This window comes from Patulibacter defluvii (assembly GCF_034096925.1).
GTDB classification, from domain to species: domain Bacteria; phylum Actinomycetota; class Thermoleophilia; order Solirubrobacterales; family Solirubrobacteraceae; genus Patulibacter; species Patulibacter defluvii.
Genome location: NZ_JAWZSQ010000005.1, coordinates 103,146 through 130,118 on the forward strand (window position 1 = coordinate 103,146; position 26,973 = coordinate 130,118).

Annotated in this window: 25 protein-coding genes; 21 read left to right on the plus strand and 4 right to left on the minus strand. The window is 75.0% G+C overall.

Annotated elements, in window-relative coordinates:
• The first annotated feature begins 13 nt into the window (after positions 1-13).
• The 9 genes from def to SH587_RS07310 all read left to right on the plus strand — a co-directional run bounded on the left by def (position 14) and on the right by SH587_RS07310 (position 10,559).
• On the plus strand, positions 14-586 hold the full coding sequence (gene def, locus SH587_RS07270; protein ID WP_320669922.1) for a peptide deformylase: 573 nt from the start codon (positions 14-16) through the stop codon (positions 584-586).
• The gene (locus SH587_RS07275; protein ID WP_320669923.1) at positions 583-1,428 is read left to right on the plus strand and encodes a methionyl-tRNA formyltransferase; all 846 of its coding nucleotides are present in this window, start codon (positions 583-585) and stop codon (positions 1,426-1,428) included. Before def ends, SH587_RS07275 begins: the two co-directional genes overlap by 4 nt.
• Positions 1,425-2,876 (plus strand): transcription antitermination factor NusB, encoded by a 1,452-nt coding sequence (locus SH587_RS07280; protein ID WP_320669924.1) that lies wholly within the window; start codon positions 1,425-1,427, stop codon positions 2,874-2,876. Before SH587_RS07275 ends, SH587_RS07280 begins: the two co-directional genes overlap by 4 nt.
• A 70-nt stretch (positions 2,877-2,946) precedes the next feature.
• A complete protein-coding gene (locus SH587_RS07285) occupies positions 2,947-3,165 on the plus strand; it encodes a YfgJ family double zinc ribbon protein (RefSeq protein WP_007572672.1) in 219 nt (72 codons plus the stop codon).
• Between the two features lie 18 nt (positions 3,166-3,183).
• On the plus strand, positions 3,184-3,897 hold the full coding sequence (gene rpe / locus SH587_RS07290) for a ribulose-phosphate 3-epimerase (protein ID WP_320669925.1): 714 nt from the start codon (positions 3,184-3,186) through the stop codon (positions 3,895-3,897).
• A 93-nt stretch (positions 3,898-3,990) separates the two neighbouring features.
• Positions 3,991-6,429: an RCC1 domain-containing protein gene (locus tag SH587_RS07295; protein WP_320669926.1), complete on the plus strand. Its 2,439-nt coding sequence runs from the start codon at positions 3,991-3,993 to the stop codon at positions 6,427-6,429.
• A gap of 167 nt (positions 6,430-6,596) precedes the next feature.
• Positions 6,597-7,349, plus strand: coding sequence for an ABC transporter ATP-binding protein (locus SH587_RS07300; RefSeq protein ID WP_320669927.1), 753 nt, complete (start codon positions 6,597-6,599; stop codon positions 7,347-7,349).
• A complete protein-coding gene (locus tag SH587_RS07305; RefSeq protein WP_320669928.1) occupies positions 7,349-9,898 on the plus strand; it encodes an ABC transporter permease in 2,550 nt (849 codons plus the stop codon). Before SH587_RS07300 ends, SH587_RS07305 begins: the two co-directional genes overlap by 1 nt.
• Before the next feature lie 235 nt (positions 9,899-10,133).
• On the plus strand, positions 10,134-10,559 hold the full coding sequence (locus SH587_RS07310; protein ID WP_320669929.1) for a hypothetical protein: 426 nt from the start codon (positions 10,134-10,136) through the stop codon (positions 10,557-10,559).
• A 92-nt stretch (positions 10,560-10,651) separates the two neighbouring features.
• Here SH587_RS07310 and SH587_RS07315 read toward each other — a convergent pair whose 3' ends face one another.
• Genes SH587_RS07315 through SH587_RS07330 form a run of 4 tightly spaced genes read right to left on the minus strand, consistent with a single transcriptional unit; the run spans position 10,652 to position 13,989 of the window.
• Positions 10,652-10,864, minus strand: a complete 213-nt coding sequence (locus SH587_RS07315) for a DUF1653 domain-containing protein (protein WP_320669930.1) — start codon at positions 10,862-10,864, stop codon at positions 10,652-10,654.
• Positions 10,861-12,237 (minus strand): lipopolysaccharide biosynthesis protein, encoded by a 1,377-nt coding sequence (locus SH587_RS07320; RefSeq protein ID WP_320669931.1) that lies wholly within the window; start codon positions 12,235-12,237, stop codon positions 10,861-10,863. The genes SH587_RS07315 and SH587_RS07320 overlap by 4 nt, the downstream gene beginning before the upstream one ends.
• Before the next feature lie 25 nt (positions 12,238-12,262).
• Positions 12,263-12,922 carry a class I SAM-dependent methyltransferase gene (locus tag SH587_RS07325; RefSeq protein ID WP_320669932.1) on the minus strand — a complete coding sequence of 220 codons (660 nt, stop codon included), beginning with the start codon at positions 12,920-12,922 and terminating at the stop codon, positions 12,263-12,265.
• Complete coding sequence (locus SH587_RS07330; RefSeq protein WP_320669933.1) at positions 12,919-13,989, minus strand: glycosyltransferase family 2 protein; 1,071 nt, start codon at positions 13,987-13,989, stop codon at positions 12,919-12,921. The genes SH587_RS07325 and SH587_RS07330 overlap by 4 nt, the downstream gene beginning before the upstream one ends.
• A 171-nt stretch (positions 13,990-14,160) precedes the next feature.
• Between SH587_RS07330 and SH587_RS07335 the strand changes: the two genes are divergently transcribed.
• Genes SH587_RS07335 through coaD form a run of 12 tightly spaced genes read left to right on the plus strand, consistent with a single transcriptional unit; the run spans position 14,161 to position 26,907 of the window.
• Positions 14,161-15,765, plus strand: a complete 1,605-nt coding sequence (locus SH587_RS07335) for a hypothetical protein (protein ID WP_320669934.1) — start codon at positions 14,161-14,163, stop codon at positions 15,763-15,765.
• Complete coding sequence (locus SH587_RS07340) at positions 15,766-17,565, plus strand: glycosyltransferase family 39 protein (RefSeq protein WP_320669935.1); 1,800 nt, start codon at positions 15,766-15,768, stop codon at positions 17,563-17,565.
• A gap of 47 nt (positions 17,566-17,612) precedes the next feature.
• A complete protein-coding gene (gene ribD / locus SH587_RS07345) occupies positions 17,613-18,746 on the plus strand; it encodes a bifunctional diaminohydroxyphosphoribosylaminopyrimidine deaminase/5-amino-6-(5-phosphoribosylamino)uracil reductase RibD (protein ID WP_320669936.1) in 1,134 nt (377 codons plus the stop codon).
• Positions 18,747-18,750: 4 nt separating this feature from the next.
• Positions 18,751-19,365: a riboflavin synthase gene (locus tag SH587_RS07350; RefSeq protein ID WP_320669937.1), complete on the plus strand. Its 615-nt coding sequence runs from the start codon at positions 18,751-18,753 to the stop codon at positions 19,363-19,365.
• A complete protein-coding gene (locus SH587_RS07355; RefSeq protein WP_320669938.1) occupies positions 19,362-20,717 on the plus strand; it encodes a bifunctional 3,4-dihydroxy-2-butanone-4-phosphate synthase/GTP cyclohydrolase II in 1,356 nt (451 codons plus the stop codon). Before SH587_RS07350 ends, SH587_RS07355 begins: the two co-directional genes overlap by 4 nt.
• Positions 20,714-21,163: a 6,7-dimethyl-8-ribityllumazine synthase gene (gene ribH / locus SH587_RS07360; RefSeq protein ID WP_320669939.1), complete on the plus strand. Its 450-nt coding sequence runs from the start codon at positions 20,714-20,716 to the stop codon at positions 21,161-21,163. The genes SH587_RS07355 and ribH overlap by 4 nt, the downstream gene beginning before the upstream one ends.
• 46 nt (positions 21,164-21,209) lie before the next feature.
• A complete protein-coding gene (locus SH587_RS07365; RefSeq protein WP_320669940.1) occupies positions 21,210-21,548 on the plus strand; it encodes a hypothetical protein in 339 nt (112 codons plus the stop codon).
• Positions 21,549-21,608: 60 nt separating this feature from the next.
• Positions 21,609-21,800, plus strand: coding sequence for a 50S ribosomal protein L28 (gene rpmB / locus SH587_RS07370; protein WP_320669941.1), 192 nt, complete (start codon positions 21,609-21,611; stop codon positions 21,798-21,800).
• Between the two features lie 39 nt (positions 21,801-21,839).
• Positions 21,840-23,561, plus strand: a complete 1,722-nt coding sequence (gene fakA, locus SH587_RS07375) for a fatty acid kinase ATP-binding subunit FakA (RefSeq protein WP_320669942.1) — start codon at positions 21,840-21,842, stop codon at positions 23,559-23,561.
• A gap of 58 nt (positions 23,562-23,619) precedes the next feature.
• Entirely contained in the window at positions 23,620-25,824 is a 2,205-nt protein-coding gene (locus SH587_RS07380) for an ATP-dependent DNA helicase RecG (protein ID WP_320669943.1), read from the plus strand.
• Positions 25,825-25,852: 28 nt separating this feature from the next.
• Entirely contained in the window at positions 25,853-26,392 is a 540-nt protein-coding gene (rsmD, locus tag SH587_RS07385) for a 16S rRNA (guanine(966)-N(2))-methyltransferase RsmD (RefSeq protein WP_320669944.1), read from the plus strand.
• A complete protein-coding gene (coaD, locus tag SH587_RS07390) occupies positions 26,389-26,907 on the plus strand; it encodes a pantetheine-phosphate adenylyltransferase (protein WP_320669945.1) in 519 nt (172 codons plus the stop codon). Before rsmD ends, coaD begins: the two co-directional genes overlap by 4 nt.
• Positions 26,908-26,973 lie beyond the last annotated feature (66 nt).

Consider the following 26,973-nt stretch of genomic DNA (forward strand, 5'->3'; position numbering starts at 1 on the left):
CCCTGGACCGTCGATGGCCGACGTCGAGACCCACCAGGAGAGCCCCCAGATCGAGGCCGCCGCCGACGCCCGGCGGCGGGCGGCGCTGCAGGCGATCCGCCAGTGGGGCGACCCGGTCCTGAAGGCCGAGGCGCGCGCGGTGACCGTCTTCGACGAGGCGCTGCGCGAGGAGCTCGAGGTGATGGGCCAGCTGATGCGCGACGCCCGTGGCGTCGGGCTGGCCGCCAACCAGGTCGGCACGCTCCACCGGGTGCTGGTCTACGCGGTCGACGGCGGCGAGGGCCCGGTCCGCTCGCTGGTCAACCCGCAGATCGAGTGGCGCGGCGACGAGTCCGAGGTCGGCCAGGAGGGCTGCCTGTCGCTGCCCGGCGTGGCCGTCGACGTCGAGCGCACGGTCCACCTGCGGGTCCGCGCCCAGGACGGCCACGGCCAGCCGATCGTGGTCGAGGCGTCGGGCTTCGAGGCCCGGATCATCCAGCACGAGATGGACCACCTGGACGGGGTCCTGATCCTCGACCGGACGGCGCGCGACCAGCGCAAGCAGGCGCTGCGGGCCCTGCGCGCCGCGGTCGGCGACGCGGCATGAGCGACGTTCCCCGGACGGTCCTGCTCGGCACCAGCTGGTTCGCCGCCGACCTGCTGCGGCTGCTGGCCGAGGCCGGTCACGCGCCGACGCTGGTCGTCACCCGGCCCGACCGGCCCGCCGGCCGCGGCCGCAAGCTGACCCCGCCGCCGGTCGCCGACGCCGCCCGCGAGCTGGGCCTGCCGCTGATCCAGCCGGAGCGGATCGACGACGAGGCGTTCGACCGGATCGCCGCCGAGCGGCCCGACGCGGTGCTCGTCTGCGCCTACGGGGCGATCATCCGCGAGCCGCTGCTCTCGGCCTTCCCGCTGCTCAACGTCCACCCGTCGCTGCTGCCGCGCTGGCGCGGCGCGGCCCCGGTCGAGCGGGCGATCATGGCCGGCGACGCCGAGACCGGCGTCAGCATCATGGACGTCGTCGAGGAGCTGGACGCCGGCCCCGTCTTCCTCCAGCAGCGCGAGCCGATCGCCCCCGACGACGACTACGGCAGCCTGGCCCCGCGGCTGGTGCGGCTGAGCGCGAAGCTCCTGATCGAGGCTTTGGAGGCCGGTCCCGCCGACCTCCCCGCCACCCCGCAGCCGGAGGACGGCGTGACCTACGCCGAGAAGATCGCCGCCGCCGACCGCGACCTCGACCCGGACGCGCCGGCCCAGCGCCGCCACGACCAGGTGCGCGCGCTGGCGCCCCACATCGGCGCCCGGCTGCCGCTCGCCGACGGGACCAAGCTCGGCGTGCTGCGGACCCGGATCGACGACGACGGCGAGCTGGAGCTGCTCGAGGTCCAGCCGCCCGGCGGCCGCCCGATGGCCTACGCCGACTACCTCCGCGGCCGCGGCGACCGATGAGCGACCGCGAGCTGCCGAAGCGCGGATCGGGCCGTCCCGACCGCTGGGAGCGCCGTCCCAACCGCGGCCCCGCCCGCACCGGCAAGCCCGGGGCCGGCGCCCGCGCCAACGGCCCGTCGGCCCGGGGCGGCGACGGCGAGCGCGGCCGCCCCTCCGGCAACGGCCGCCCGAGCGGCAACGGCCGCCCGTCCGGCCACGGCCCGCGCGGCGAGGACCGGGCCGGCGTCGCCCGCCGGGCCGCCCACCAGGTGGTCGTGCGGGTGCTCCGCGACGGCGCCTACGCCGACCGCGCGCTCCACGGCGCCGCCGGCGAGCTGCCCCCGCGCGAGCGGGCCCAGGCCAAGCGGCTGGCCTTCGGCGCCGTCCAGCGGCGGCTGACCCTCGACCACGTGATCGGCCGCCACGTCGACCGCGAGCTCGACGTCGAGGTCCGCGCCGCGCTCCACATCGGCCTCTACGAGCTGCTCTTCAGCGACGGCACCCCGAACCGGGCCGCGGTCGCCTCGGCGGTCGAGCTGGCGAAGCCGAACCTCGGCTTCAAGCTCGTCAACGCGGTCCTGCGGAAGGTGATCGACGAGGACGGCGGCAAGCTGCGGCTGCCGGCCGACGACACCCCCGAGGGGGCCGCGATCCGCCACAGCCACCCGCTATGGCTGGTCAAGCGCTGGTGGACCTGGCTGGGGCCGAACCCGACCCGCGCGCTGCTGGCCGCCGGCAACCGGCCGACCGAGCTGGTGCTGCGGATCAACACGCTGCGGACCGGGCCGCTCGACGCCGCCGGCGAGCCGCCCGAGGGGATCGTCGTCCCCGGCGAGCGCTGCGACGACGACCTGCCCGAGGCCCGGCGGGTCAGCGGCGGGCTCGACGTGCTGGCCGACGAGGGCTGGCGGGCCGGCCACTTCGTGGCGATGTCGCGGGGGTCGATGCGCGCCGCCCGCGCCGTCGACCCGCAGCCGGGCGAGCGGGTGCTCGACCTCTGCGCCGCGCCCGGCGGCAAGACCACCCACCTGTCGGCGCTGATGGAGGGCCGCGGCTCGATCGTCGCGATCGAGAAGCACGGGGCCCGCGCCCGTGCCCTGCGGCGGACCTGCGAGCGGGTCGGGGCGGAGAACGTCGAGGTGATCTCGGGCGACGCGCTCGAGGTCGAGCTGGCGGCCGGCTCCTTCGACCGGGTGCTGCTCGACGCGCCCTGCTCGGGCCTCGGCACGCTGGCCTCGCACCCCGACCTGCGCTGGCGGATCCAGGAGCGCGACCTGGCCGAGCTGGGCCGGCTCCAGGGACGGCTGCTGGAGGTCGCCGAGCGAGCGCTGAAGCCCGACGGCCGCCTGGTCTACAGCGTCTGCACGCTGAATCCCGGCGAGGAGCGGCTGCCGGAGGGCCGGATCACCCGCCTCTGGCCGCACCGCGACCGCACCGACGGCTTCTACATCGCCGCCGTCGGCGGCTGATCCGGCCCCGGCGCCGGGGGTTCCGCAGGCGCGAGGGGGTCGGGCCGCCGGAGTTGCAATAGTCCGGGTCATGGAGGTTGACCTCGGCCTGAGCTGCCCCGGCTGTCACGAGCCGTGGCTGCGCCCGACCAACCTCCCCGGGCGCTACCGCTGCGTCAACTGCCTGCTCCGCTACGAGCTGCGGTCGGTCTGCCCGAACTGCGGCGAGCACTCGACGATCGTGCGGATGTCGAAGACGGCGACGCTGGCCTGCAACCACTGCGGCAGCTCGATGCTGGTCCAGGTCTAGCGTCGCTACGCTGACCGGGTGACCTCCACCGACCCGCGCCTGGCCCGTCTGAAGGGCATCGCCCCCTCGATCCTCGCCAGCGACTTCGGGCGCCTGCGGAGCCAGGTCGAGGAGGTCGTGGCGGCGGGCGCGAGCGTCGTCCACATCGACGTGATGGACGGCCATTTCGTGCCGCCGATCACGATGGGCCCGATCGTCGTCGACGCGCTCAAGGGGGTCGACGCGATCCTCGACGTGCACCTGATGATCGAGCGCCCCGAGCGGCAGCTGGTCGACTTCGCCAAGGCCGGCGCCGACGTCCTGACTGTCCACGCCGAGGCGACCCCGCAGCTGCACTACGCGCTCGGCCTGGCCCGCGAGCAGGGCGCGCTGGCCGGCCTGGCCCTCTGCCCCGGCACCCCGCCGCAGCCGCTGGAGGAGACCGCCGAGCTGCTCGACCTGGCGCTGGCGATGACCGTCAACCCCGGCTGGGGCGGGCAGAAGTTCATCCCGACCTCGCCGGCGAAGATCGAGCGGATGGCGGCGCTGCTGCCGGCCGACGTGGCGATCGAGGTCGACGGCGGCGTCGACCTCGACACGATCGGCGTCTGCGCGGCGGCCGGGGCGACCGTCTTCGTCGCCGGCTCGGCCGTCTTCGGCAAGCCGGACCCGGGCGCGGCGGTCCAGGCGCTCGCGGCCAAGGCGGCCGAGGCCCAGGCCGCGGTCGCCGTCCGCATCGACGGCCCGCGCTGAGCTGGCGCCCGGCCCGCCGCCGCCGGCGTTCGCCCGCGAGCGCCGCCTCGACTAGATTGCGCGGGCCGCGTCCCGCCGATCCCCCCGAGGCCGATGCTCCCCAGGAACCCGCTCGCGCGTCCGTCCCGCCGCGCCCGCGTCCGCCGTCCCTCACCGCTGCTGGCGGCTGCGCTGGTCGCCGCCTCGGCCGCCCCGGCGCTCGCCGCCGCGCCGGCCACCGCCACGGCGGCCAGCGCCCGTCCGGGCACGCTGACCGTCGTCGTCAGCGGGCTGCCGAAGGGCCAGTCGGCCAGCGTCGGCGTCCGCGGCCCGGGGCTGCGGCGCACGATCCGCGCCCGCCGCACCGTCCTCCGCCGGCTGCGTCCGGGCCGCTACGTGGTCAGCGCGCGCAAGGTCCGCGTGGCCCGCGCGGCCGGCCGCGTCCGCAAGGGCTCGACGGTGCTGCCGGTCGCCGCCGTCACCCGCATCACCGTCGGCCGCAAGCCCGCCCGCCAGACGGCCAAGGTCCGCTACGGGACGGTCGTCAACCCCGGCGTGCGGGCGCTGCCGAAGCGGATCGGCGCCGTCCGCGGCGACCGCACGAAGCCGTCGGCGATCGTCGTGCCGCGCAGCCGCGCCTACCGGACCGGCGGGCTGCTGACCGCCGGCCTCAGCGGTGCGCTGCCGGACGGGCTGGTGGCCCGGATCACGAAGGTCGTCCGCCGGGGCCGCAACGTCGAGCTGCGACTGCGGCCGGCGGCGATCAGCGAGGTCGTGCCGCGCTACGTGGCCCCGGCCGGCAGCTCGATCGCGCTGACCCCGCCGAACGCCGCCCGCCGCGCGGCGCCCTTCCCCGGCGGCCCGCTCGACTACCTGCCCTGCGGCGGCGTCCAGGGCTCGGTGGCGCTCAAGGGCGGCGCCGGGATCCGCAACGCCCGCGCGGCCAACCTGGAGTGGGAGAGCTGGCCGCCGCGGCTGGCGATGGACGTGAACATGGACCTCTACTGGGGCTGGGGCGTCGAGCTGGCGGGGAAGCTCGAGTGCAGCTTCAGCGAGTCGCTGCTGCACCGGCCGTTCCTGGTGCCGGTCGGCGGCGTGCCGATCCCGGCCTACTTCGACGTCTCGTTCTCGATCAAGGCCCAGGCCGAGCTGTCCGGCGCCTACCAGTACGAGGCCGTCCGCCACGTCGCCGCCCGGGTCGACAGCGACGCCCGCGACAAGCTGACCGTCCGCGGCAACACGGAGGCGAAGACCAAGGGCTCGCTCGGCTTCGACCTCGGCGCCTCGGCCGCGTTCACCGCTGAGCTGGGGCTGGGCGTCAAGAAGGCGGCCAACGTCTACGTCAACTTCGCCCCGAAGCTGAAGTTCGACGCCAAGCCGTGGAGCGACGGCTGCGCGCTGAACCTGGACTTCGGCGGCGCGATCGGCGGCCGCCTCGGGCTGCCGCTGAAGAGCCGCTACGCCGTCGAGTTCGGGCCGCTGACCTACCAGCTGGGGTCGGTCGAGCTGTGGCGGCGGCTCGATTGCTGGAAGCCGGACCAGCCGAGCGCTCCGGCGACGGCGGTCGCGATCGACCGCGAGCACGGCTGCGCGGTCGCCAACGGCGGCGCCGTCCGCTGCTGGGGGACCGACGTCGGCGGCCGGATGGGCGACGCCCAGCTCGGCGCCACCCGGATGCCGGTCACGGCCCTGGCCGGCGTCGACACCCGCCGGGTCGACGTCGACGGTGGCGTCGGCAGCTGCGCGGTCGTCTCCGACAGCCTGCTCTGCTGGGGGATCGTCGGCACCCGCCGCTTCGAGCGGCCGGCGACGGTGATCGCCGGCGGCGTCGGCGACGTCTCGATCGGCTACCGCCAGGCGTGCGCGATCAGCGGCGGCAGCGTCGCCTGCTGGGGCGACGACGCGCTCGACGTGCTCGGCCGGGGGACCGGCAGCGGCGCCTCCGAGCAGCCGGTGACGGTGCCCGGGACGGCCGGCGCGGCCGACGTCGCCTCGGGCTACGACAACGACTGCGCGGTCGTCGGCGGGGCGGTCAAGTGCTGGGGCCGCCACACGGTCAAGATCGAGCCGGGCAAGATCACCCGCGAGGTCGTGACCGCGATCCCGTCGGGCGCGACCGCGGTCGACGTCAGCCGGACGATGGTCGACAGCCTCAGCGGCGCGGCCCGCGTCTGCGCGGTCGTCGGCGGCGCGGTCAAGTGCTGGAACTCGGACGACACCCGCGACCTGGCCGCCGGCGACGCCGAGCCGGAGACGATCGTCAGCTCCGGCGCGACGGCGGTGTCGGTCGGCGACGAGCACGTCTGCGCGATCGTCTCGGGCGCGGTCCAGTGCTGGGGCGACAACGACTTCGGGCAGCTCGGCGACGGCACCACCGCCGCGTCGAAGACCCCGGTGACCCCGATCCGCTCCGGCGCGGTGGCCGTCTCGGCCGGCAACGGCAACAGCTGCGCGATCCTGACCGACGGCGTCCTCCAGTGCTGGGGGACCGGCCAGGAGCAGCAGTTCGGCAGCAAGCCGGCGCTGACCCCGACCACGATCCTCGGCCTGTAGGAGACCGTCAGAGAACCCTCAAGCGGCGGCCGTACGGTCGCCGCATGCCCCCGCACGTCCCGGCCGACCGCGTCGCCCCCGTTCCGCCGCCGCGGGATGGGGGATTCCCCCGAGCACCCTGGGGATTGCCCCCGCGTTCGTCCTCGAACGGCCTTCTCCGTGGTTGGATGGCCGACGTGCCTCCCATCGTCCAGGCCTCGGGCCTCACCAAGACCTACGGCAGCGGCGAGACGGCGATCACGGCCCTCGACCGGGTCTCCGTCGACTTCCGCGCCGGCGAGCTGACCGCGATCATGGGCCCGTCCGGATCGGGCAAGTCGACGCTGATGCACTGCGTCGCCGGCCTCGACCGCGCCGACGCCGGCACGGTCACCCTCGACGGGGTCGAGCTGGGGGCGCTCGACGACCGCCGCCTGACCGAGCTGCGGCGCGACCGGATCGGCTTCGTCTTCCAGGCCTTCAACCTGCTGCCGGTGCTGACGGCGGAGGAGAACGTGCTGCTGCCGCTGACGATCGGCGGCCGGCCGATCGACCGCGAGTGGATCGACCAGCTGGTGGCGACCGTCGGCCTCGAGGACCGCCGCGGCCACCGCCCGAGCGAGCTGTCGGGCGGCCAGCAGCAGCGGGTCGCGGTCGCCCGCGCGCTGGCCAGCCGGCCGGCGGTGGTCTTCGCCGACGAGCCGACGGGGAACCTCGACTCGCGCGCCTCGGACGACATCCTCGGGCTGCTGCGGCGGTCGGTCGACGACCTCGGCCAGTCGGTGGTGATGGTCACCCACGACCCGCACGCGGCCTCCTACGCCGACCGGCTGCTGGTGCTGAAGGACGGCCGGATCGTCCACGACGGCCAGGCCGGCGGCGCCGACGACGTCCACGAGCGGCTGCGGCGGACCTCCGAGCCGGGGCCGGCGGGAGCCTGATGCGCGCGCTGCTGCTGCGCGGCCTGCGGGCCCACCTGCGACGGACGCTGATGACGGCGCTGGCCGTCGTGCTCGGCGTCGCGCTGGTCGCCGGCACGCTGGTCTACACCGACACGATCGGGCGCAGCTTCGACAACCTGACCGAGGCCACCAACCGCGGGGCGGACGTGATCGTCACCCCCAACAGCGAGGAGGGTGTCGACAGCTTCGGCAGCGACCCGCCGCAGATGCCGCGGTCCGTGCTGGCGAAGGTCCGCGGCGCCGACGGGGTCCGCGACGCGACCGGCGTGGTCGGCAGCCAGCAGCTGGTGGTGTTCGAGAAGAACGGCCGCGACCGGCTCGGCAGCGGCTTCGCGCCCGGGGTCCTCTCCGGCGACGAGCGGGGAGCGGCCTGGTTCGGGTCGACCCGCTACGCCAGCGGCCACGCGCCCCGCGCCGACGGCGAGATCGCGCTCGACAAGGCGGCGGCCGAGAAGGGCGGCTACGCGCTCGGCGACCGGGTGCCGGTCCAGCTGGCAGGCCCGCAGCGGCGGCTGACGCTGGTCGGGACGGTCGAGCTGGAGGGCGTCGGCTCGTTCGGCGGCGCCACGGTCGCCCTGACCACCCAGCGGACGGCGGCGGCGCTGGCCGCGCGCACGCCCGGCAACTACTTCAGCACCGTCGCCGTCCGCCGCGACGAGGGCGTCAGCGTGGCCCAGCTGGAGCGCTCGGTGCGGGCCGCGGTCGGCGGCGCCGCGACCGTCCGCAGCGCCGCGGCGGAGTCCAGCAAGCAGGCCCAGGACATCAAGGACGGGCTCAGCTTCCTGCCGACGATCCTGCTGGTCTTCGCCGGGATCGCGACCTTCGTCGGCGCGTTCCTGATCTTCAACACCTTCTCGATCACCGTCGCCCAGCGCCAGCGCGAGCACGCGCTGCTGCGGGCGCTCGGCGCCACCCGCGGCCAGATCCGCCGCCAGGTGCTCGGCGAGTCGCTGGCGATCGGCGTGCTCGGCTCGGTCGTGGGGGTCGCGGCCGGGCTGGTGGTCGCGCCCGGCCTGCGGTCGCTGATGGCCGCCTTCGAGATCGACTTCCCCTCGACGGCGACGGTCGTCGCGCCGCGGACGGTGGTCGTCGGCCTGCTGGTCGGGATCCTGGTGACGATGGTCGCCAGCTTCGTGCCGGCCGCCCGCGCGACCCGGGTGCCGCCGGTCGAGGCCCTGCGCGAGGCGGCGGCCCCGCCGGCCCGCGGCCGCGTCCGCCGCGGCGGCGTGATCGCCGGCGCGGTGCTGGCCGCGATCGGCACCGCGCTGCTGCTGCTGGCGGTCGCCGGGACGATCGACGGCGACGGCGGATCGGCCGCGGCCGGCGTCGGCGCCGGGCTGCTGTTCGTCGGCACGGCGCTGCTGTCGCCGATCCTGGTCGCGCCGCTGGCCACGATCGTCGGCGGTCCGATGACCCGGCTCTTCGGCCTGCCGGGGCGGCTGGCGCGCGACAACGCGGTTCGCCAGCCGGGCCGGACGGCGGTCACCGCGGCGGCGCTGATGGTCGGCCTGGCGCTGATGGTCTTCGCCACCGTCTTCGCCTCGGGCATCCGCGAGACGCTGCGCGGCGACCTCGACGCGGCCGTCGGCGCGCCGCTGGTGGTCCAGAGCCGCGACGGCGGCACCTCCTCGCTGCCGCCCGACCTGCCGGCGGCGCTGCGCCGTCAGCGCGACGTCCAGGCGGCGGGGGCGGTCGGCTTCGTGGCGGCGAAGGCGGCGGGGGAGGACCTGTCGCTGAACGTCGCCGACCGCGGGGTCTTCGACGGTGGGCTGCTGCGGCTGCACGTCGCCGGCGGCCGGCCGGTCCGCGACCCCGGGCCGGACGAGATCCTGCTCGGCAAGGACGACGCGAAGACGCTCCACGCGACCGTCGGCCGGACGGTGACGGTGGTCGGCGCCAACACCCGCCGGCTGCGGCTGCGGGTGACCGGCGTGATCGCCGACGGCGGCTTCACGATGGACGGCTCGTGGGTGGCGCCGGAGACGGCCCGCCGGCTGGCCGACCCGCGGCCGGCGTTCGTGCTGGTCCGCGGCAACGCCGAGCCGGCCGCGCTGGAGAAGGCGCTGGCCGACGGCTACCCGGGGGTCGAGGCGCAGGCGAAGGACGACTGGATCACCACCCAGACCAAGCAGGTCGACCAGCTGCTGATGCTCGTCTACGCGCTGCTGGCGCTGTCGGTGATCGTGGCCGTCTTCGGGATCGTCAACACGCTCTCGCTCTCGATCGCCGAGCGGGTGCGCGAGATCGGGCTGCTGCGGGCGGTCGGCGCGACCCAGGCCCAGGTCCGGCGGATGGTCACGATCGAGGCCCTGATCACGGCCCTGCTCGGCGCCGCGCTGGGGGTGGTGCTCGGGTTCGTGCTGGCGACGGCGGTCGGGGCGACGCTCGACGGCTTCGCGCTGACGGTGCCGGTCGGCTCGGTCGCGATCCTGGTGGTGGTGGCGGCGCTGGCCGGGGTCCTCGCCGCCCGCCCGCCGGCCCGGCGGGCGGCCCGCACCGACGTGCTGGTGGCGATCGCGGACGAGTGAGCGGGTCGGCCCGCTGGACGGGCGTCGCAGCCCTCGGCCGGACGGCTTCGACCGTTCGTCCGAGGGCCCGACGACCCCCCGGACGGCGGTGTCTCCGAGTTGTCGGACGCCCGCCGGAGCGCTACCGTTCTCCCCGTTGGCGCCTGACGGTCTGGTCCCCCGCTGGGCGGGTTCCGACGCATCGACGAGCAGCGCGGCTCGATGGGAGCCGCGCACCCAACAAGGGGGGAAATCCATGTCCAGGAAGTTCACGCGCGGGATCGCCGTCGCCCTGGCGACCGCGTTCGCGGCGGCGGGCGTCACCTCGACCGCCTCGGCGGCGCCGGTGGCGACCACGTTCAAGCTCCAGCCCTCGGTCCTCGTCTTCGGACCGTCGACGCTGAAGATCCCGCTCGAGTTCCGCGGGACCCTGACCGAGCGCGGCACCGGCGCGCCGGTCGTCGGCCGCCAGGTGAAGATCACGATCGGGCAGGGCATCGTGACGGTCTGCAAGACCCAGACCGACCACGTCGGCGGCTTCGTCTGCCACGGCGACCTGCTGAACATCCTCGCCTCGGTCCTGCAGGTCGGCTGGGACGCGTCCTGGGGCGGCGACGCCACCTACGCGCCGGCCACCGGCCACGCCCCGGCGATCAACGTCAACCAGGAGCCGATCCTCTAGATCGGCCGGGCGCCGATCCTCCAACCGTCCCGCGCGCCTCCCCGGAGCGTCGGTCCCCGTTCGCGGGGGTCGGCGCTCCGGTGCGCGCCGACTCAGGCCGGCTCGACCAGCGCGAAGCGCGGGGTCGGCACGCCGTCGACCTCGACGGTCTCGGCGAACATCGCCGCCGGGCGCACCCACAGCCCGCGCTCGCCGTAGAGCTGGCGGTAGACGACCATCAGCTCCTCGGTCTCGCTGTGGCGGGCCTCGAACAGGACCTCGTACTCCGGCCCCTTGTAGTGCCGGTAGCGCCCGGGGACGATCATCGCGCCGCGGCCGCCCGCCGCCGGTAGACCAGGTAGAGCAGCCCGCAGAGGACCAGCGCCGTCGCCCCGTAGCCGACCTCGGCCCGGACCAGCTTGTCGTCGACCGGGGCGGTCAGCATCCAGGCGACGAACAGGCCGGCGGCGACCAGCCAGGCCGCCGCGGCCGTCGCCGCGTGGCCGCGGGCCAGCGCCGCTTGGTTCAGCGTCCCCGCCACCAGGTGGGCGCCCATCCCGACCGCCACCACCGCCAGGCCGACCCGGCCGTAGTCGTGGTCGGCGCCGAAGACGACGCCCATCGCCCACGGGCCGATCGCCAGCAGCCCGACCGCGACCACCGCCGCGAAGCCGACGATCGCCAGCACCGTCAGCCGGATCGCGCGCGAGAAGGCGGCCTGGTCGCTGGTCGCGTCGAGCTGCGAGAGGTGGGGGAGGAGCGACGTCTGGACCGCCTGGAACAGCTGCAGCGGCGCCCGCGTGACCAGCAGCGCGTTGAAGATCACGCCGGCCAGGACCTTGTCGTTGGCCAGCAGCGTGCCGGCGTTGACCAGCGTCTGCTCGCCGAGCTGGATCAGCGCGACCGCGACCGCGAAGCCGCCGCCGGCCCGCAGCGCGTCGCCGCGGCCGCTCGCCTCGGGCGCGGCGCCGCCGGCCGCGATCCGGCCGTGGGCGCTGCGGATCGCCCACGGGACCACCAGCAGCGAGGCCAGCGGGGCGGCGACGATCCCCAGCGCGACCGCGATCTGACCGGTCGCGACGCCGAGCAGGACCGCGATCGGGAACAGGATCCGGGCCAGCGACTCGAACAGCACCAGCCCGCCGTAGAGCCCGAACCACTGGTGGCCGGCCACGAAGCCGCGCGCGAAGTAGCTGGCGGCGTAGGCGGCCGCGGCCCCGATCAGGACCCAGAAGAGGCCGCCGTCGCCGAGCCGCTCGGGATCCTCCAGGAAGCCCTTGGCGGCGAACGCGGCGGCCAGCAGCGCGACCGCGAAGCCGAGCTGGATCAGCAGCGGCTCGCGCAGCGACGGGTGCTGCTCGCCGCGGGCGCGGGCGGTGGCGATCTGGCGCGACAGCAGCTGCTCCACCGGCCGGTAGAAGACGCACATCGCCACGAACAGGATCGACCACAGCAGCGCCACCGGGCCGTAGCGCTCCTCGCCGAGGGCGTGCGAGCCGGCGGCGAAGAAGGCGAAGGTGAAGAGCCCGGTCGACGCGATCCCGATCGACAGGATCCGGGCGCCGCGGGCGTAGGCGTCGCGTCCTTCGGCCGCCTCCTCGACGGCCTCGATCAGCGCCTCGTCGGCGACCGCCCCCGCGGGGTCGAGCGCCGGGTCGGGCGGCAGCGCCCCCGGCGGCGGCTCGTGGTGCTCGCTCACGCGCTCGGGGGTCGGGGACGGCGGCTCAGTCGCCGACGCGGACGAGCAGCTGGGTCCAGGGGAACGGCTTGCGGACCTCGACGACCTCGCCGTGCTGGCTCAGCAGCCGCTTGAAGGTGTTGGTCGACCAGTGGTTGAGGTGGCCGGGGGTGTTGCCCAGGTCCTTCAGGTACGCGCCGCGGGCCATGTTGACGCCGCGCCAGATCGGCTCGCGGGGGACCGACACCAGCAGCCAGCGCTTGGCCACCCGCGCCATCTCGGCGACGGTGTGCTCCGGGTCCGGCACGTGCTCCAGGACCTCGATCGCGGTCGCGACGTCGAACTCGTCGTCGGCGAACGGCAGGTTCTCGGCCTTGAGGATCTGGTACTCCAGGTTCGGCGCCTGGCGCTGGGCCCAGCCGGCCTGGATCGACTCCTCCTCGAGGTCGATCCCGACCACGCGCTTGTCGCCGAGCCGCAGCGCCCACTCGTGGACCAGGACGCCCTCGCCACAGCCGACGTCGAGCAGGCTCTCGGGGGCCGCGCGGACGAACAGCTGCTCGAGGTTGCGCTCGAAGCCGGCCATCAGCTTCTTCACGACCGGGTTGGTCGAGCCGTACTTGTCGTACGTGTTGCCGGTGACGATGCCGTCGCCGCTGGTGGTGACCGGCGCCCCGCCGGTCCCGCGCTTGGTCTCGGTGCTCACGGTCGGATCGCCTCGCGTTCCTCGGTGGTGGAATGCCCGCTCGACCCGCCGGGGCCCGCGTGGGCGCCGGTCGTGGCCTCCTGGCCGGTCGGATGGGCGCCGGGCTCGTAGTGGCTCGGCGGCACGCCCAGCTGCAGCTCGATCCGGCGGACCCGCTCGAAGACCCGCTGGGTGAGGATCCGCTGGCCGTGCAGCAGGTCGCCGATCACCGCCAGCGCGCCGACCATCACCGCGGCGGTGAAGAGCACGCCGCCGAAGATCAGCGACTGGACGTGGCCGGCGCCCTCGCCCTGGACCCAGCTGATGAAGAAGCGGATCCACGGCACGCAGGCCAGCAGGAAGAGCACGGTCGAGAGGGTGGAGAACACCCGCATCGGCTCGTACTGGGCGTAGATCCGGAAGATCGAGACCGTGTTGCGGCGGACGTACGCCCACATCGACGGGAACAGCCGCGACTCGCGCAGCTTCTCGTTGGTCGCGACCGGCACGTGGGTCGTGGCGACCAGCAGCTTGCCGGCCTGGATCAGCGACTCGAGCGTGTAGGTGAAGCGCGAGACGACCGCCAGCTGGATCGCGGCCTCGCGGTTGTAGGCCCGGAAGCCGGAGGTGGCGTCGGCGATCTCGGTCTCCGACGCCCGCCGGACGACCGCCGAGCCGAGCTTCTGGAGCCGGACCTTGAGCGGCGAGAAGTGCTCGATCGTGTGGACCTGGCGGTCGCCGACCACCATGTCGGCGGCCCCGTCGACGATCGGCTTCACCAGCGCCGGGATGTACGAGGCGTCGTACTGGTTGTCGGCGTCGGTGTTGACGATCACGTCGGCGCCGAGCTTCAGGCAGGCGTCGAGCCCGGCCTGGAAGCCGGCGGCCAGGCCGCGGTTGTTGGTCAGCTTGACGATGTGGTCGACCCCGCCCGCGCGGGCGACCTCGACGGTCCGGTCGACGGACCCGTCGTCGATCACCAGCCACTCGACCTCGTCGAACCCGGGCACCTCGCGGGGCAGGTCGGCGAGGGCGATCGGGAGCGTCTGCTCCTCGTTGAAACAGGGAATCTGGATGATCAGCTTCATGGGCTTCGCCGGAGGTCGAGCGCTGCGGGCTGCTGGATCGCCGCGGACTCGGCGGCGACCGGAGCGGCGGTCGACGACCGGGGTGCGTGGGACGCCGCATCGCCGCCGTGAGCAGGGGCGAGTATTCCAGAGGCGCGCGAACCACGGCACGCTCGCCCTCGCCGGTACGGCATGCTGCACACCTTGGGCCGCCCCGACGACACGCCGACCACGCGCCTCGCCGACCGCGTGCCCTCCTTCGCGCTGCTCGCGCTCTGCGCCGGGCTGCTGGTCCTGTTCCTCGCCTATCCGACGTACCCGAACTACGACAGCTACTACGCGCTGCTCTGGGCGCGCGAGCTGTGGGACGGCCAGGCGCCGGTCTTCGACGCCTTCCGGGCGCCGACCGAGCACCCGCTGGCGATCCTCTTCGGGATGGGGCTGACGCCCTTCGGCCGCGACGTCGACCGGATCCTGGTGCTGGCCGCGATGGCCTCGGTGGCCGCGCTCGCCGCCGGCATGTACCAGCTGGGCAAGGTCGCGTTCAACCGCTGGGTTGGCCTGGCCGCCGGCGCGCTGCTGGTCGTCAACTGGGACCTGATCCTGCTCGCCGTCCGCGGCTACCTGGACGTCACCTACATGGCGCTGGTGGTCTGGGCGGCGGTGCTCGAGGCGCGTCGCACCCGCCGCGGCTGGCCGGTGCTGCTGCTGCTCGGGCTCGGCGGCCTGCTGCGGCCCGAGGCGTGGGTGCTGTGCGGGCTCTACGGCCTCTGGATGGCGATCGGCCCCCACGGCGGCCCGCAGCCGACCGCCGACCGGATCCACTGGCGCAACGCGCTGCGCCCGCGCGGGCTGCTGTGGCTGGGCGTCAGCGTCGTCCCGACCCTGATCTGGGTCGCGACCGACTACGTCGTCACCGGCCACCCGCTCTTCTCGCTCCAGCACACCTCGGGCCTGGCCGAGGAGCTGGGCCGGACCCGCGGGCCGCTGGAGATGCCGATGGCGACGATCTCCTTCCTCAAGTCGCTCGACGGGCTGCCGCTGTTCATCGCCGGCCTGGTCGGGCTGGTCGGGGCGGCGATCGTGGTCCCGCGGCGGCTGGGGATGCCGCTGGTGCTGCTGGTCGCCGGCGTCGCCACCTTCCTGGCGATCGGCGTCGGCGGCTTCTCGGTGATCGACCGCTACCTGCTGGTGCCGGCGGTGCTGCTGCTGATCTTCGCCGCCTTCGTGCTCGTCGGCTGGACGATGCTGCCGGACGGCGGGCTGCGGCGGTGGTGGTCGCGGGCGGCGATCCTGGCCGCGATCGGCACCGTGATCGTCGGGATCGGCAACGTCGACCCGGGCTCGATCGACAACGACCTGCGCTTCCGCGGCGGCGCCCACCACGACCTGGTCGAGGTCCTCGACCAGCCGGCCGTCCGCCGCGCGCTCCGCTGCGGGCCGCTCTGGACGCCGAACCACAAGCTGGTGCCCGACGCCCGCTGGGTGCTCGACGCGCCGGCCACCAAGGTGCTGCCGCGCTCGGTCCTGCGCGACCTGGCGGCGAAGCCGAACGGCGACCCCAGCGCCGACCGCGACGCCGCCCGCGCGGCCGTCCCCGACGCCGCCCGCGGCGGCCAGCCGCGCAGCGGGGTGCTGCTGCTGCCGACGTCGCGCCAGGCCCTGGTCCGCCAGGCGGTCGTCTTCGAGAACATCGACAAGCCGGACGACGCGATCGCGCTGCCGGGGTTCCAGCGGATCGCCACCAGCACCCACTACGCGGTCTACGCCCGCTGCCCGGGGGCCGCCGGGTCCTAGATGTCGCTCGATCCCCGGATCGTCAAGGACGACGCCTGGGGCGGGCGGCTGCCCGGCTCGGAGCGGCTGCGGTGGGGGATCGCCGTCGGCCTGCTGGTGCTCGGCGGGCTGGTGCTGCGGCTGTGGGGCGCCACCCACGGGCTGCCGTGGGCCTACAACGCCGACGAGAACGGGCACTTCCTGCCCCAGGCCGTCGGCATGTTCCGCGGCGACCTGAACCCGCACTACTTCGTCAACCCGCCGGGCTTCACCTACGCCACCCACCTGCTGCTGTGGCTGCGGTTCGGGGGCGCCGACCAGGTCTGGTCGGCCTACGCCAACGACCCCGGCAGCGTGATCGTCGTCGGCCGGATCGCCTCGGCGCTGCTCGGCGTCTCGTCGGTCTGGCTGATCTACCTGGCCGGCACCCGGCTGCTCGACCGCCGCACCGGCCTGCTGGCCGCGGCCGTGCTGTCGGTCGCCTTCCTGCCGGTCTTCTACGGCCACCTGGCCCTCAACGACGCCCCGACGGTGGCCCCGATCGCGCTCGGCCTGTGGGCCGCGGCCGGGGTCCTGCGGCTCGGCCGCGACCGCGACTACCTGGTCGCCGGGCTGGCGGTCGGGCTGGCCGCCGCGCTCAAGTACACGGGCGGGATCGTGCTGGTGCCGCTGGTCGCGGCGGCCGCCGTCCAGGCCGTCCAGCCGGGCGGGCGGGTGCCGGCGACGCGGGGGATGATGCTGGCGCTGATCGCCTTCGCGATCGGCTTCGTGGCCGCCAACCCCTACGCGCTGCTCGACTTCGACGACTTCTGGTTCGGGATCTCCCACCAGTCCTCGGCGGCCGGCGAGGGCACCACCGACAAGCTCGGGATGACCCAGGACAACGGCCTGGTCTTCTACGTCTGGTCGCTGACCTGGGGCTTCGGGATCGTGCCGCTGATCGCGGCGATCGGGGCGCTGGTGCCGCTCTGGCGCGACGAGCGGCGGGTGCTGCTGGTGCTGCTGCCGGCGCCGCTGCTGTTCCTGCTCTTCATGAGCACCCAGGGCCGCTTCTTCGCCCGCTGGCTGCTGCCGGTCTACCCGATGCTGGCGCTGCTGGCCGGCTACGGGATCGCACGGGTGGTCGGCTGGTGCGCCGAGCGCCGGCCCGACCTCCGCCACGTCGCGCTGGTGGTGGCCGGGATCGTGCTCTGCGGCCAGGGACTGCTGGCCAGCGTCCACGTGGCGGCGGTCCTCTCGCACCGCGACACCCGCAACGAGACCCGCGACTGGATGGTCGCCCACGTCCCCGCCGGCTCGCGGATCGTGCTCGAGCCGGTGGTGCCGACCGAGTGGCTCTCCGACCCCGGCCGCCCGAGCGGCGAGCAGAACGGCCAGCGCTGGCAGCGGTTCCCCTTCAGCCGCAGCAAGTTCGACTTCGCCGGCCGGCCGGCGCCGAAGCCGGGCCAGGCGGTCTACCTGGAGAACTACGTCCGCTCGCTCTACCCGGCGCTGATCGACGAGTACGAGCGGCGCGGCTACTGCTGGGTGATCACCGGCTCGACCCAGCGCGGGCGGGCCGAGGTCGAGCCGCAGGAAGCGCCGCGGGCGATCGCCTACTACCGCGAGCTGGAGCGGCGCGGGACCAAGGTCTTCGAGGCCTCGCCGTACCGCCCCGGCGCCGACCCGGTCGACTTCGACTTCGACTTCTCGTTCGACTACTACCCGCGGGCCTACGAGCGCCCCGGGGCGACGATGATCGTCTACCGGCTGCACGGCGGCCGCTGCGCCCCGCCGACCGCGCCCGCGGCTGGCGCCACGGCGGCCCCGCCGGCCGGCTGAGCGGCGGAGCGGGGGCCGCGCGACGGGCTCCCTATCCTTGGTGCCCGATGCCGATCGATGCGCGCGACGAGGCCCTGCTGGAGCGGGCGGTGGAGCTGGCCGAGCGCGGCCGGCGGCACGTCAGCCCGAACCCGCTCGTCGGCGCCGTCGTCTCGCGCGACGGCACCACCCTCGGCGAGGGCTGGCACGCCCAGGCCGGCGGGCCCCACGCCGAGGTCGCCGCGATCGCCGCCTGCGGGGGCGCCGACCTGACCGGGGCCACGATCCACGTCTCGCTCGAGCCCTGCTGCCACACCGGCCGCACCCCGCCCTGCACCGACGCGATCCTCGCCGCCGGGCTGCGGCGGGTGGTGGTCGCCGCCGACGACCCGTCGGCCAAGGCTTCGGGCCGCGGGCTCGGGATCCTCCGCGACGAGGGCGTCCAGGTCGATGTCGCCGGCCGCGAGGGGGCGGGCGCGGCCGCCGGCCGGCGCGCGCGGCGCCAGAACCAGCCGTTCCGCAAGCACGCCCGCACCGGGCTGCCGTGGGTGATGCTGAAGACGGCCACCAGCCTCGACGGCCGCCTGGCCACCCACGCCGGCGACTCGCGCTGGATCAGCGGCGGCCCCTCGCGCGACCTCGCCCACGGCTGGCGGGCCGAGGTCGACGCGGTGATCGTCGGGATCGGCACCGCGCTGGCCGACGACCCGCAGCTGACCGCCCGCGTGCCCGACGTCCCGCGCCAGCCGCGGCGGGTGGTCTTCGACTCCGAGGCGCGGCTGCCGCTCGACGGCAAGCTGGTGGCGTCGGTGGCCGAGGCGCCGGTGACGGTGATCGCCAGCCGCGCCGCCAGCCGCTCGGCGACCGACGCGCTGCGGGCCTCCGGGGTCGAGGTGATCGTCGTCTCGGGCCAGAACGAGCACGGCCGGGTGCGGGCGGGGCTCGAGGAGCTGGGCCAGCGCGACGTCACCTCGGTGATGCTCGAGGGCGGGTCGCACCTGGCGGGCGCCTTCTTCGACGCCGGCGAGATCGACGAGCTGCGGATGTTCGTCGCGCCGATCGTGCTCGGCGGCCGCCAGGCTCCGGGGATTCTCGGCGGCGAGGGGGTCGAGCGGATCGCCGACGCCGCCCGCCCGCTGGAGATCACCCGCGAGCCGATCGGGGAGGACCTCTTGACCATCGCCCGACTGAAGGAGTGGTGAGCGCGTGTTCACCGGCATCGTCCAGGACCTGGGGACCGTCGAGACGGTCGAGGAGACCGCCGACGGCGTGCGGCTGCGGGTCGCGACGCCGCTGGCCGGCGACCTGCGACCGGGCGACTCGATCGCCGTCAACGGCTGCTGCCTGACCGCGGTCGGCGAGAGCGCCGACGGCGCCGCCCCGTCGTTCCTGGCCGAGGTGATGAACGAGTCGCTGCGCCGCACCAGCCTCGGCGCGGCGGCGACCGCGGGCGCGCGGGTCAACCTGGAGCTGGCGATGGCCGCCGGCGAGCGCTTCGGCGGCCACATCGTGCAGGGCCACGTCGACGCCACCGGCCGGGTGGTCGAGACCCGCCCCGACGGCTTCTCGCGGGTGGTCCGGATCGCCCCCGACGACCCGGCGCTGCTGCGCTACGTGGTCGAGAAGGGCTCGATCACGATCGACGGCGTCTCGCTGACGGTCTCGGCGATCGACGACGCCTGGATCGAGGTCTCGCTGATCCCCGAGACGCTGGAGCGGACGACGCTCGGCCGCGTCGCTCCCGGCGACCCCGTCAACCTGGAAGTGGACGTGCTGGCCAAGCACGTCGAGAAGCTGCTCGCCCTGAAGGAGCGACCGTGAGCCAGACCGCGCCCCGCACCCTGGAGAAGCCGTTCGACCGCGTCGAGGACGCGATCGAGGACATCCGCCAGGGCAAGATGGTCATCGTCTGCGACGACGAGGACCGCGAGAACGAGGGCGATCTCGTGGTCGCCGCCGAGTTCGCGACGCCCGAGGCGATCAACTTCATGGCCAAGGAGGGGCGCGGCCTGATCTGCCTCTCGCTGACCCCGGAGCGCTGCGACGAGCTCGGCCTCGACCTGATGGCGGCCAAGAACGAGTCGCCGTTCGAGACCGCCTTCACGCTCTCGATCGAGGCCCGCGAGGGCGTCACCACTGGGATCAGCGCCGGCGACCGGGCGCAGACGATCAAGGTCGCGATCGACCCGATGTCCGGTCCCCGCGACGTCGTCGTGCCGGGCCACGTCTTCCCGCTGAAGGCGAAGCCGGGCGGGGTCCTGGAGCGGACCGGCCAGACCGAGGCCTCGGTCGACCTCGCGCGGCTCGCCGGCCTCAACCCGTCGGGCGTGATCTGCGAGATCATGAACGAGGACGGGACGATGGCGCGGGTGCCCGACCTCGTCCCCTACGCCGAGAAGCACGGCCTGCGGATGATCACGGTCGCCGACCTGATCGCCTACCGCCGCAAGCACGACCGGCTGGTCGAGCGGGTGGTCGACATCCAGCTGCCGACCGGCTTCGGCGAGTTCACCGCGGTCGGCTACCGCTCGCTGGTCGACGACAAGCACCACATGGCGCTGGTCAAGGGCGACGTCGACGGCCAGTCCGACGTGCTGGTGCGGGTCCACTCCGAGTGCCTGACCGGCGACGTCTTCCACTCGCTGCGCTGCGACTGCGGCGAGCAGCTGGAGTCGGCGTTGGCGATGATCGAGGAGGCCGGCCGCGGCGTGCTGCTCTACCTCTCGCAGGAGGGGCGCGGGATCGGCCTGCTGAACAAGCTGCGGGCCTACAAGCTGCAGGAGCAGGGCTACGACACCGTCGACGCGAACCTCAAGCTGGGGCTGCCGGCCGACCTGCGCGACTACGGCATCGGCGCCCAGATCCTGGTCGACCTGGGGCTGTCGTCGATCCGGATCCTGACCAACAACCCGAAGAAGATCCGCGGCCTCGAGGGCTACGGGCTGTCGGTCACCGAGCAGGTGCCGATCCAGCACGCCGCCAACCCGCACAACGAGGCCTACCTGCGGACGAAGCAGGAGAAGATGGGCCACATCCTCCACCACCAGGGGCTCGACCTCGACGGCAAGATGCTCCAGGAGGAGCACAACCGCGACGCGGCCGGGGCGCCCGATCCGCACGCGCCCGACGCGCCGGAAGCGCCCGGTGGGCCGGAGCCGGAGGCCGGGGCATGAGCGCCCGCTACGCGATCGTCGCGGCGACCTTCTACCGCGACCTCGCCGACCGCCTGATCGCCGGCGCCCAGGCGGCGTTCGCCGAGGCCGAGGAGGGCCTGGTCGCCGCCGGCCCGGCCGACGTCTTCGAGGTCCCGGGCGCCTTCGAGCTGCCGCTGGCGGCGAAGTACCTGGCCGAGACCGGCCGCTACACCGGGATCGCCTGCGTCGGGGCCGTGATCCGCGGCGAGACCGACCACTACGACTGGGTCTGCGCCGAGACCGCGCGGGGGATCCAGGACGTCCAGCTGAGCACCGGCGTGCCGGCCGCGTTCGGGGTCCTGACCGTCGACACGATGGAGCAGGCGCTGGCCCGCTCGGGCGGCGACAAGCGCGACTCCGGGCGTCACGCGGCCGACGCCGTGCTGGCCCTGGCGCGGATCCGCCGGGGGCTCGCCGGGGCCTGACGGCGGGCGGTGGGCAGGGGCCTCGACGGGCGCTAGCATCGGGGACGTGGACGGCGAGGCTGTCGCACTGCTGGTGATCTTCCTGCCGCATGCGGTGGGAGGCGCCTTCCTGGGCTGGCGGCTGATGCCGAAGAGCGCCCGCGAGGAGCTGCGCGGCTGGTGGCGCGACGCGGGCGACGACGGCGGCGGGGGCGGCCCCGGGCTGCCCCGCAGCGCCGGACCACGTCCCGGGGGCGGCGGCAGCGAGCCGCCGCTGCCCGACGCGACCCCCTCCCACGTCCGCCTGCGCGAGCCGGGCCGGCTCTCCGAGCGGGTCCCGAACCCGCCGCGGCGCCCCGCCCATCCGGCCCGCCCCGAGCGGACGCCGGAGCGCGAGCCGCGCTGAGCCGCGGCTGGGGGAGGCGCCACGCGTCGGCGGCGCCGGATCGCTACCCTGTTCGGTCCTATGGCGAAGGTCTGCATCTCCTGCGGCAAGGGCCCGGCCTTCGGCCAGAGCCGGAGTCACTCCATGCGCGCGACGAAGCGCCGCTTCGACGCCAACCTGCAGAAGGTGCGGCTGCTCGTGAACGGCGCACCGACGCGTGAGTACGTCTGCACGCGCTGCCTGAAGGCCGGCAAGGTCCAGAAGGCCGTCTAGCGCCTGTCCGGCGCTACCGGATCCAGGAGACGCCCGGCGGTGCCGGCCGCGGATCCCAGCATCGTTCGCTTCCGCCACATCGTGGCGGGGGCCCTGGCGCACCTCGAGTCGCGGCGCCAGGAGATCAACGACCTCAACGTCTTCCCGGTCGCCGACGGCGACACGGGCGACAACATGGCGCTGACCATGCGGTCGGTGCTCGACGAGCTCGACCTGATCGTGGCCGACGACTGCTCGCTCGACGAGCTCGGCCGCGAGGAGCTGGTCCGGCGGCTGGCGCGGGCCGCGCTGCTCGGTGCCCGCGGCAACAGCGGCGTGATCCTCTCGCAACTGATCCGCGGCGCGGCCGAGGAGCTGGTCGCGCGTCCGGGCGAGCTGATCCGGCCGCCGCTGATCGCCGCCGCCCTCGCCGGGGCCGCCCGCCGCGGCTACGACTCGGTCCGCCAGCCGGTCGAGGGCACGGTCCTGACCGTCGTCCGCGAGATGGCCGGCGCCGCCTCGCACGCGGTCGCGCTGTTGGAGCCGGGGCAGCTCGGCGCGCTGGCCAGCGAGGAGGAGCAGTCGGCCGCCCTCGCCGCCGTGATCGCGGCCGCGGTCGGGGCCGGGCAGCAGGCGCTCGACGAGGGTCCCGAGCTGCTGCCGGTGCTGAAGGAGGCCGGCGTGGTCGACGCCGGCGGCTTCGGGCTGCTGGTGCTCTTCGCCGGCGTGATCCGGGTGCTGCTGGAGGACCGTCCCGGCGGCGACTTCGACATCCGCCACTACGACGCCGCGCAGCTCTCCGACGACGCCGCGCACGCGTCGGAGACCTACCGCTACTGCACCAACTTCGCCGTCACCGGCCCGGCGCTCGACGCCCGCCGCGCGCGCCGCGAGCTGGCCGAGCTGGGCGACTCGATCATCGTCGTGGTCGGTGACGAGCAGACGCTGAAGATCCACGTCCACACCGACGAGCCGGACCGGGCGATGGCGCTCTTCGAGGGCGAGATCTCGCGGGTCGACGTGGCCGACATGGACGCCCAGGTGGCGGCCCGGGTCGAGCGCGGCCTCGCCGCCCGCAGCGCCTCCGCCCCCGACGGCGCGCCGGATGATCCCGGTGAGGTCGCAAGCGGCGCGATCTCGGGGACGGCGAGCGGCCGCACGGCGCTGATCGCGGTCGTCGCGGGGGCGGGGATCGCCGAGGCGTTCCGCTCGCTCGGCGCGGTCGTGCTCGACGGCGGCGCGACGATGAACCCCTCGACGGCCGACCTGCTGGCCGCGGTCGAGGCCGCGGGCACCGACGAGGCCGTGCTGCTGACCAACAACTCGAACGTGCGGATGGCCGCCGACCGCGCGGCCGAGCTGGCCGAGCGGCCGGTGGTGGTGGTCCCGACCCGCTCGCAGCAGGCGGGGCTGGCGATCGCCGTCGGCCACGACCCGGCCCGCGCCGCCGGCGAGAACGCCGCCGCCCTCGGCGAGCTGCTCGACGAGCTGGCGACCGGTGGCGTCGCCCCCTCCGCCCGCGAGGACCCGCAGGGCCGCTTCGCCGTCGGCGACGCCCTCGGCTACGTCGACGAGCAGCTGGTGGCCTGGGGCGCGCCCGAGCCGACCCTCCGCGCCGTCCTCGACCGGCTGGCCGAGGACCGTGAGCTGCTGACCGTCCTCTCCGCCGACGACGCCCCGCTCGACGAGGCCGCCGTCGAGGCCCTGGCCCCCGACGGGGTCGAGCTGGAGCAGCGCCCCGGCGGCCAGCCCGCCTGGTGGTGGCTGGTCGCGGCCGAGTAGGCGGCCGATCCCGGCCCCACCGCCCACGCATCCGCCCGGTGCGCCACGATCCGGGGCCGTGCCCGCCGCGTCCGACCCTGAGCCGCCTCCGCCGTTCGCCGGCGACGCCGAGCTGCCGGCCGACCGGGCCGGGCTGGCGGCGGCGCCGCTGCGGCGGCCGCGGCCCTCGCACTGGGGGCGCGACAGCGGCTTCAGCGGCAAGAAGGCGCTGGCCGCCGCCGCCCACCTGGGGATCGAGACGATCGGCGGGCTGCTCGCGCATCTGCCGGTCGAGAGCGGCGAGGTGACGACGATCTCGCGGCTGCGGCCGGACGAGCGGCAGACGGTGATCGTCGAGGTCCGCAGCATCCGCAGCCGACCGGTCCGGCGGCGGGGGATGCGGCCGCTGGTCGAGGCGCTGGTCGCCGACGGCACCGGCACGCTCAACGTCGCCTTCTTCAACCAGCCGTGGCTGGTCGAGCGCTACCCGCCCGGCACCCGGCTGCTGCTGAGCGGGACGCCGAAGGGCCCGCGCGGGTTCTCGGTCGCCCAGCACGCGCCGACCAGCGACCAGGTCGCGGCCGCCGAGCCGGTCGACGCCGGGCCTGCGATCGCCCGCTACCCGACCACCGAGGGGCTGACCTCGATCGAGATCATGGCCCGGGTCGGCGAGCTGCGCGAGCACCTGCACGACGCGCTCGAGCCGCTGCCCGCCCGCCTCCGCCGCGACGAGCGGCTGCCCGACCGGGTCGCCGCGCTCCACGCCGCCCACTTCGGCGACCACGAGGCCGGCCGCCGCCGCTTCGCCTTCGACGAGCTGCTGCTGGTCCAGCTCGAGTACCTGCGCCGCCGGCGCCGCCACGGCCGCGGCCGCCGGGCCCCGCGGCTCGACGGCCCCTGCGAGCTGACCGACCGCTGGGTCGAGGAGACCCTGCCGTTCCCGCTGACCGGCGACCAGCGGAAGGCGATCGGGGCCAACCTCGCCACGCTCGCCGGCCCGCCGCCCCCGTCCGACGACGACGACCCCGCCGCGCCGGGCGCCACCCCCCTCCAAAGGCTGCTGATGGGCGAGGTCGGCTCGGGCAAGACGGTCGTCGCCCTCCACGCGATGCTGCGGGCGGTCGAGTGCGGCCACCAGGCGGTCCTGATGGCCCCGACCGAGACCCTCGCCGAGCAGCACTTCCGCACGATCCAGTCGCTGCTGCCCGACGCGCTGGTGCCGGTCGGGCTGCTGACCGGATCGACCCCCGCCGCCCGCCGCCGCCCGCTGCTGGAGCGGCTGGCCAGCGGCGAGCTGCCGCTGATCGTCGGCACCCACGCGCTGCTGGAGGACCCGGTCGCCTTCCGCTCGCTGGCCGTGGCGGTGGTCGACGAGCAGCACCGCTTCGGCGTCCGCCAGCGCCAGGCCCTCGAGCGCAAGGCCCCCGGCCCCGAGTGGACCCCGCACGTGCTGCACATGACGGCCACGCCGATCCCGCGGACGATGGCCCTCTTGGCCTACGGCGACCTCGACGTCGTCGCCCTCCGCGAGCTGCCGAAGGGCCGGCGGCCGATCGCCACCCACGTCTGCGCCAGCGACCGCGAGCGGGCCCGCGCCTACGCCCGGATCCGCGAGGAGGTCGCCGCCGGTCGCCAGGCGTTCGTCGTCTGCCCGCTGGTCGAGGACTCGGAGAACCTGGAGGCCCGCTCCGCCGTCGCCGAGTACGAGCGGCTGCGCAACGGCGAGCTGCGCGACCTGCGGCTGGCCCTGCTCCACGGCCAGATGAAGCCGGCCGAGAAGCAGCAGGCGATGGAGGCGTTCGCCGCCGGCCAGGCCGACGTGCTGGTCGCCACGACGGTGATCGAGGTCGGGATCGACGTCCCCAACGCGACCGTGATGCTGGTCGAGAACGCCGAGCGCTTCGGGATCAGCCAGCTGCACCAGCTGCGCGGCCGCGTCGGCCGCGGCGAGCACCAGGCGATCTGCCTGCTGTTCGGGCCCAAGGGCGCCGCGCGGCTGCGGGCGCTGGCCGAGCACGTCGACGGCTTCGCGCTCTCCGAGGTCGACCTGGCCCTGCGCGGCGAGGGCGAGCTGCTCGGCACCCGCCAGTCCGGCCTGGCCCGTTTCGCCACCGCCCGCCTGCCCGACGACGAGGACCTGCTGCTGCGCGCGCGCCAGGTCGCCGAGGCACTGGAGCGGGAGGATCCGGAGCTGGAGGACCCGCGCCACCTGCCGCTGCGCGACGCGCTCGACCGCTGGCGGGCGACGATCGCCGACGCCGGCGACGAGGCGATCGCCGCCTGAGCCGCGGCGCCCGCTACCGTTCGCCACGATGCGGGTGATCGGCGGGCGATTCGGGGGCCGGCGGCTCGACGCGCCACCCGGCACGGGCACCCGGCCGACCGCCGACCGCGTCCGCGAGTCGCTGTTCTCGATCCTCGGCCCGCTCGATGGCGAGCGGGTCCTCGACCTCTTCGCCGGCAGCGGCGCGCTGGGGCTGGAGGCGCTCTCGCGCGGGGCCGAGGCGGTCACCTTCGTCGAGCGCGACCGCCGCGCCGCGGCCGTCCTGCGCGACAACCTCGGCCGGCTCGGCGTGGGGGAGGACGAGGCCCGCGTCGACGCCGCCGACGCCGTCAGGCACCTCCGGGACGCAGCGACGCGCGGCGATGCATACGATCTCGTCCTGCTCGACCCGCCCTATCGCGACGCGGACCGGCTCGGACCGATCCTCGACGCGGGACTGCGGCCGCTGCTGCGGCCCGGGGCGCGGGTGGTGACGGAATCCGACCGCCGCCATCCGCTCGCCCTGACGCTGCCGTTGACGGACGAGCGCCGATACGGGGACACCCTGATCCGCATCCACGGAGCATGAGCAGCCAGAAGCGCATCGCCGTCGTCCCGGGCAGCTACGACCCGGTCACGTACGGCCACCTGGACATCATCAAGCGCGCCGCGGGCCTGTTCGACGAGGTCGTCGTCGCGGTCGTGAACCAATCGGTCCGCAAGAGCAAGGCGATGTTCACCATCGACGAGCGGCTCGGCTTCATCGAGGACGCGCTCCAGGCGGAGGGGATCACCAACGCCCGCGCCGACCCGTTCTTCGAGCTGGTGGTGGCCTACGCCCGCCGGATCGGGGCGACGGCGATCGTCAAGGGCCTGCGCCAGGCCTCGGACTTCGAGTACGAGATGCAGATGGGCCACCTCAACCGCCAGCAGGCGGAGGAGATCGAGTCGGTCTTCGTGATGGCCAGCCCGCAGTTCGCCTTCCTCTCGTCGAGCTGGGTCAAGGAGCTGGCCCGCTTCGACGGCCGGATCGACGGGCTGGTGCCGCCGCCGGTCCAGGCCGCGCTCGCCGAGCGGGTCGCGACGCTGCGCGAGCAGGGCTGAGCGGCCGCCGTCCGGTCCGCCGGTCGCGGCGGGCGGTGGGCGCCGTCTTGCACGCTCGCGCCCGCC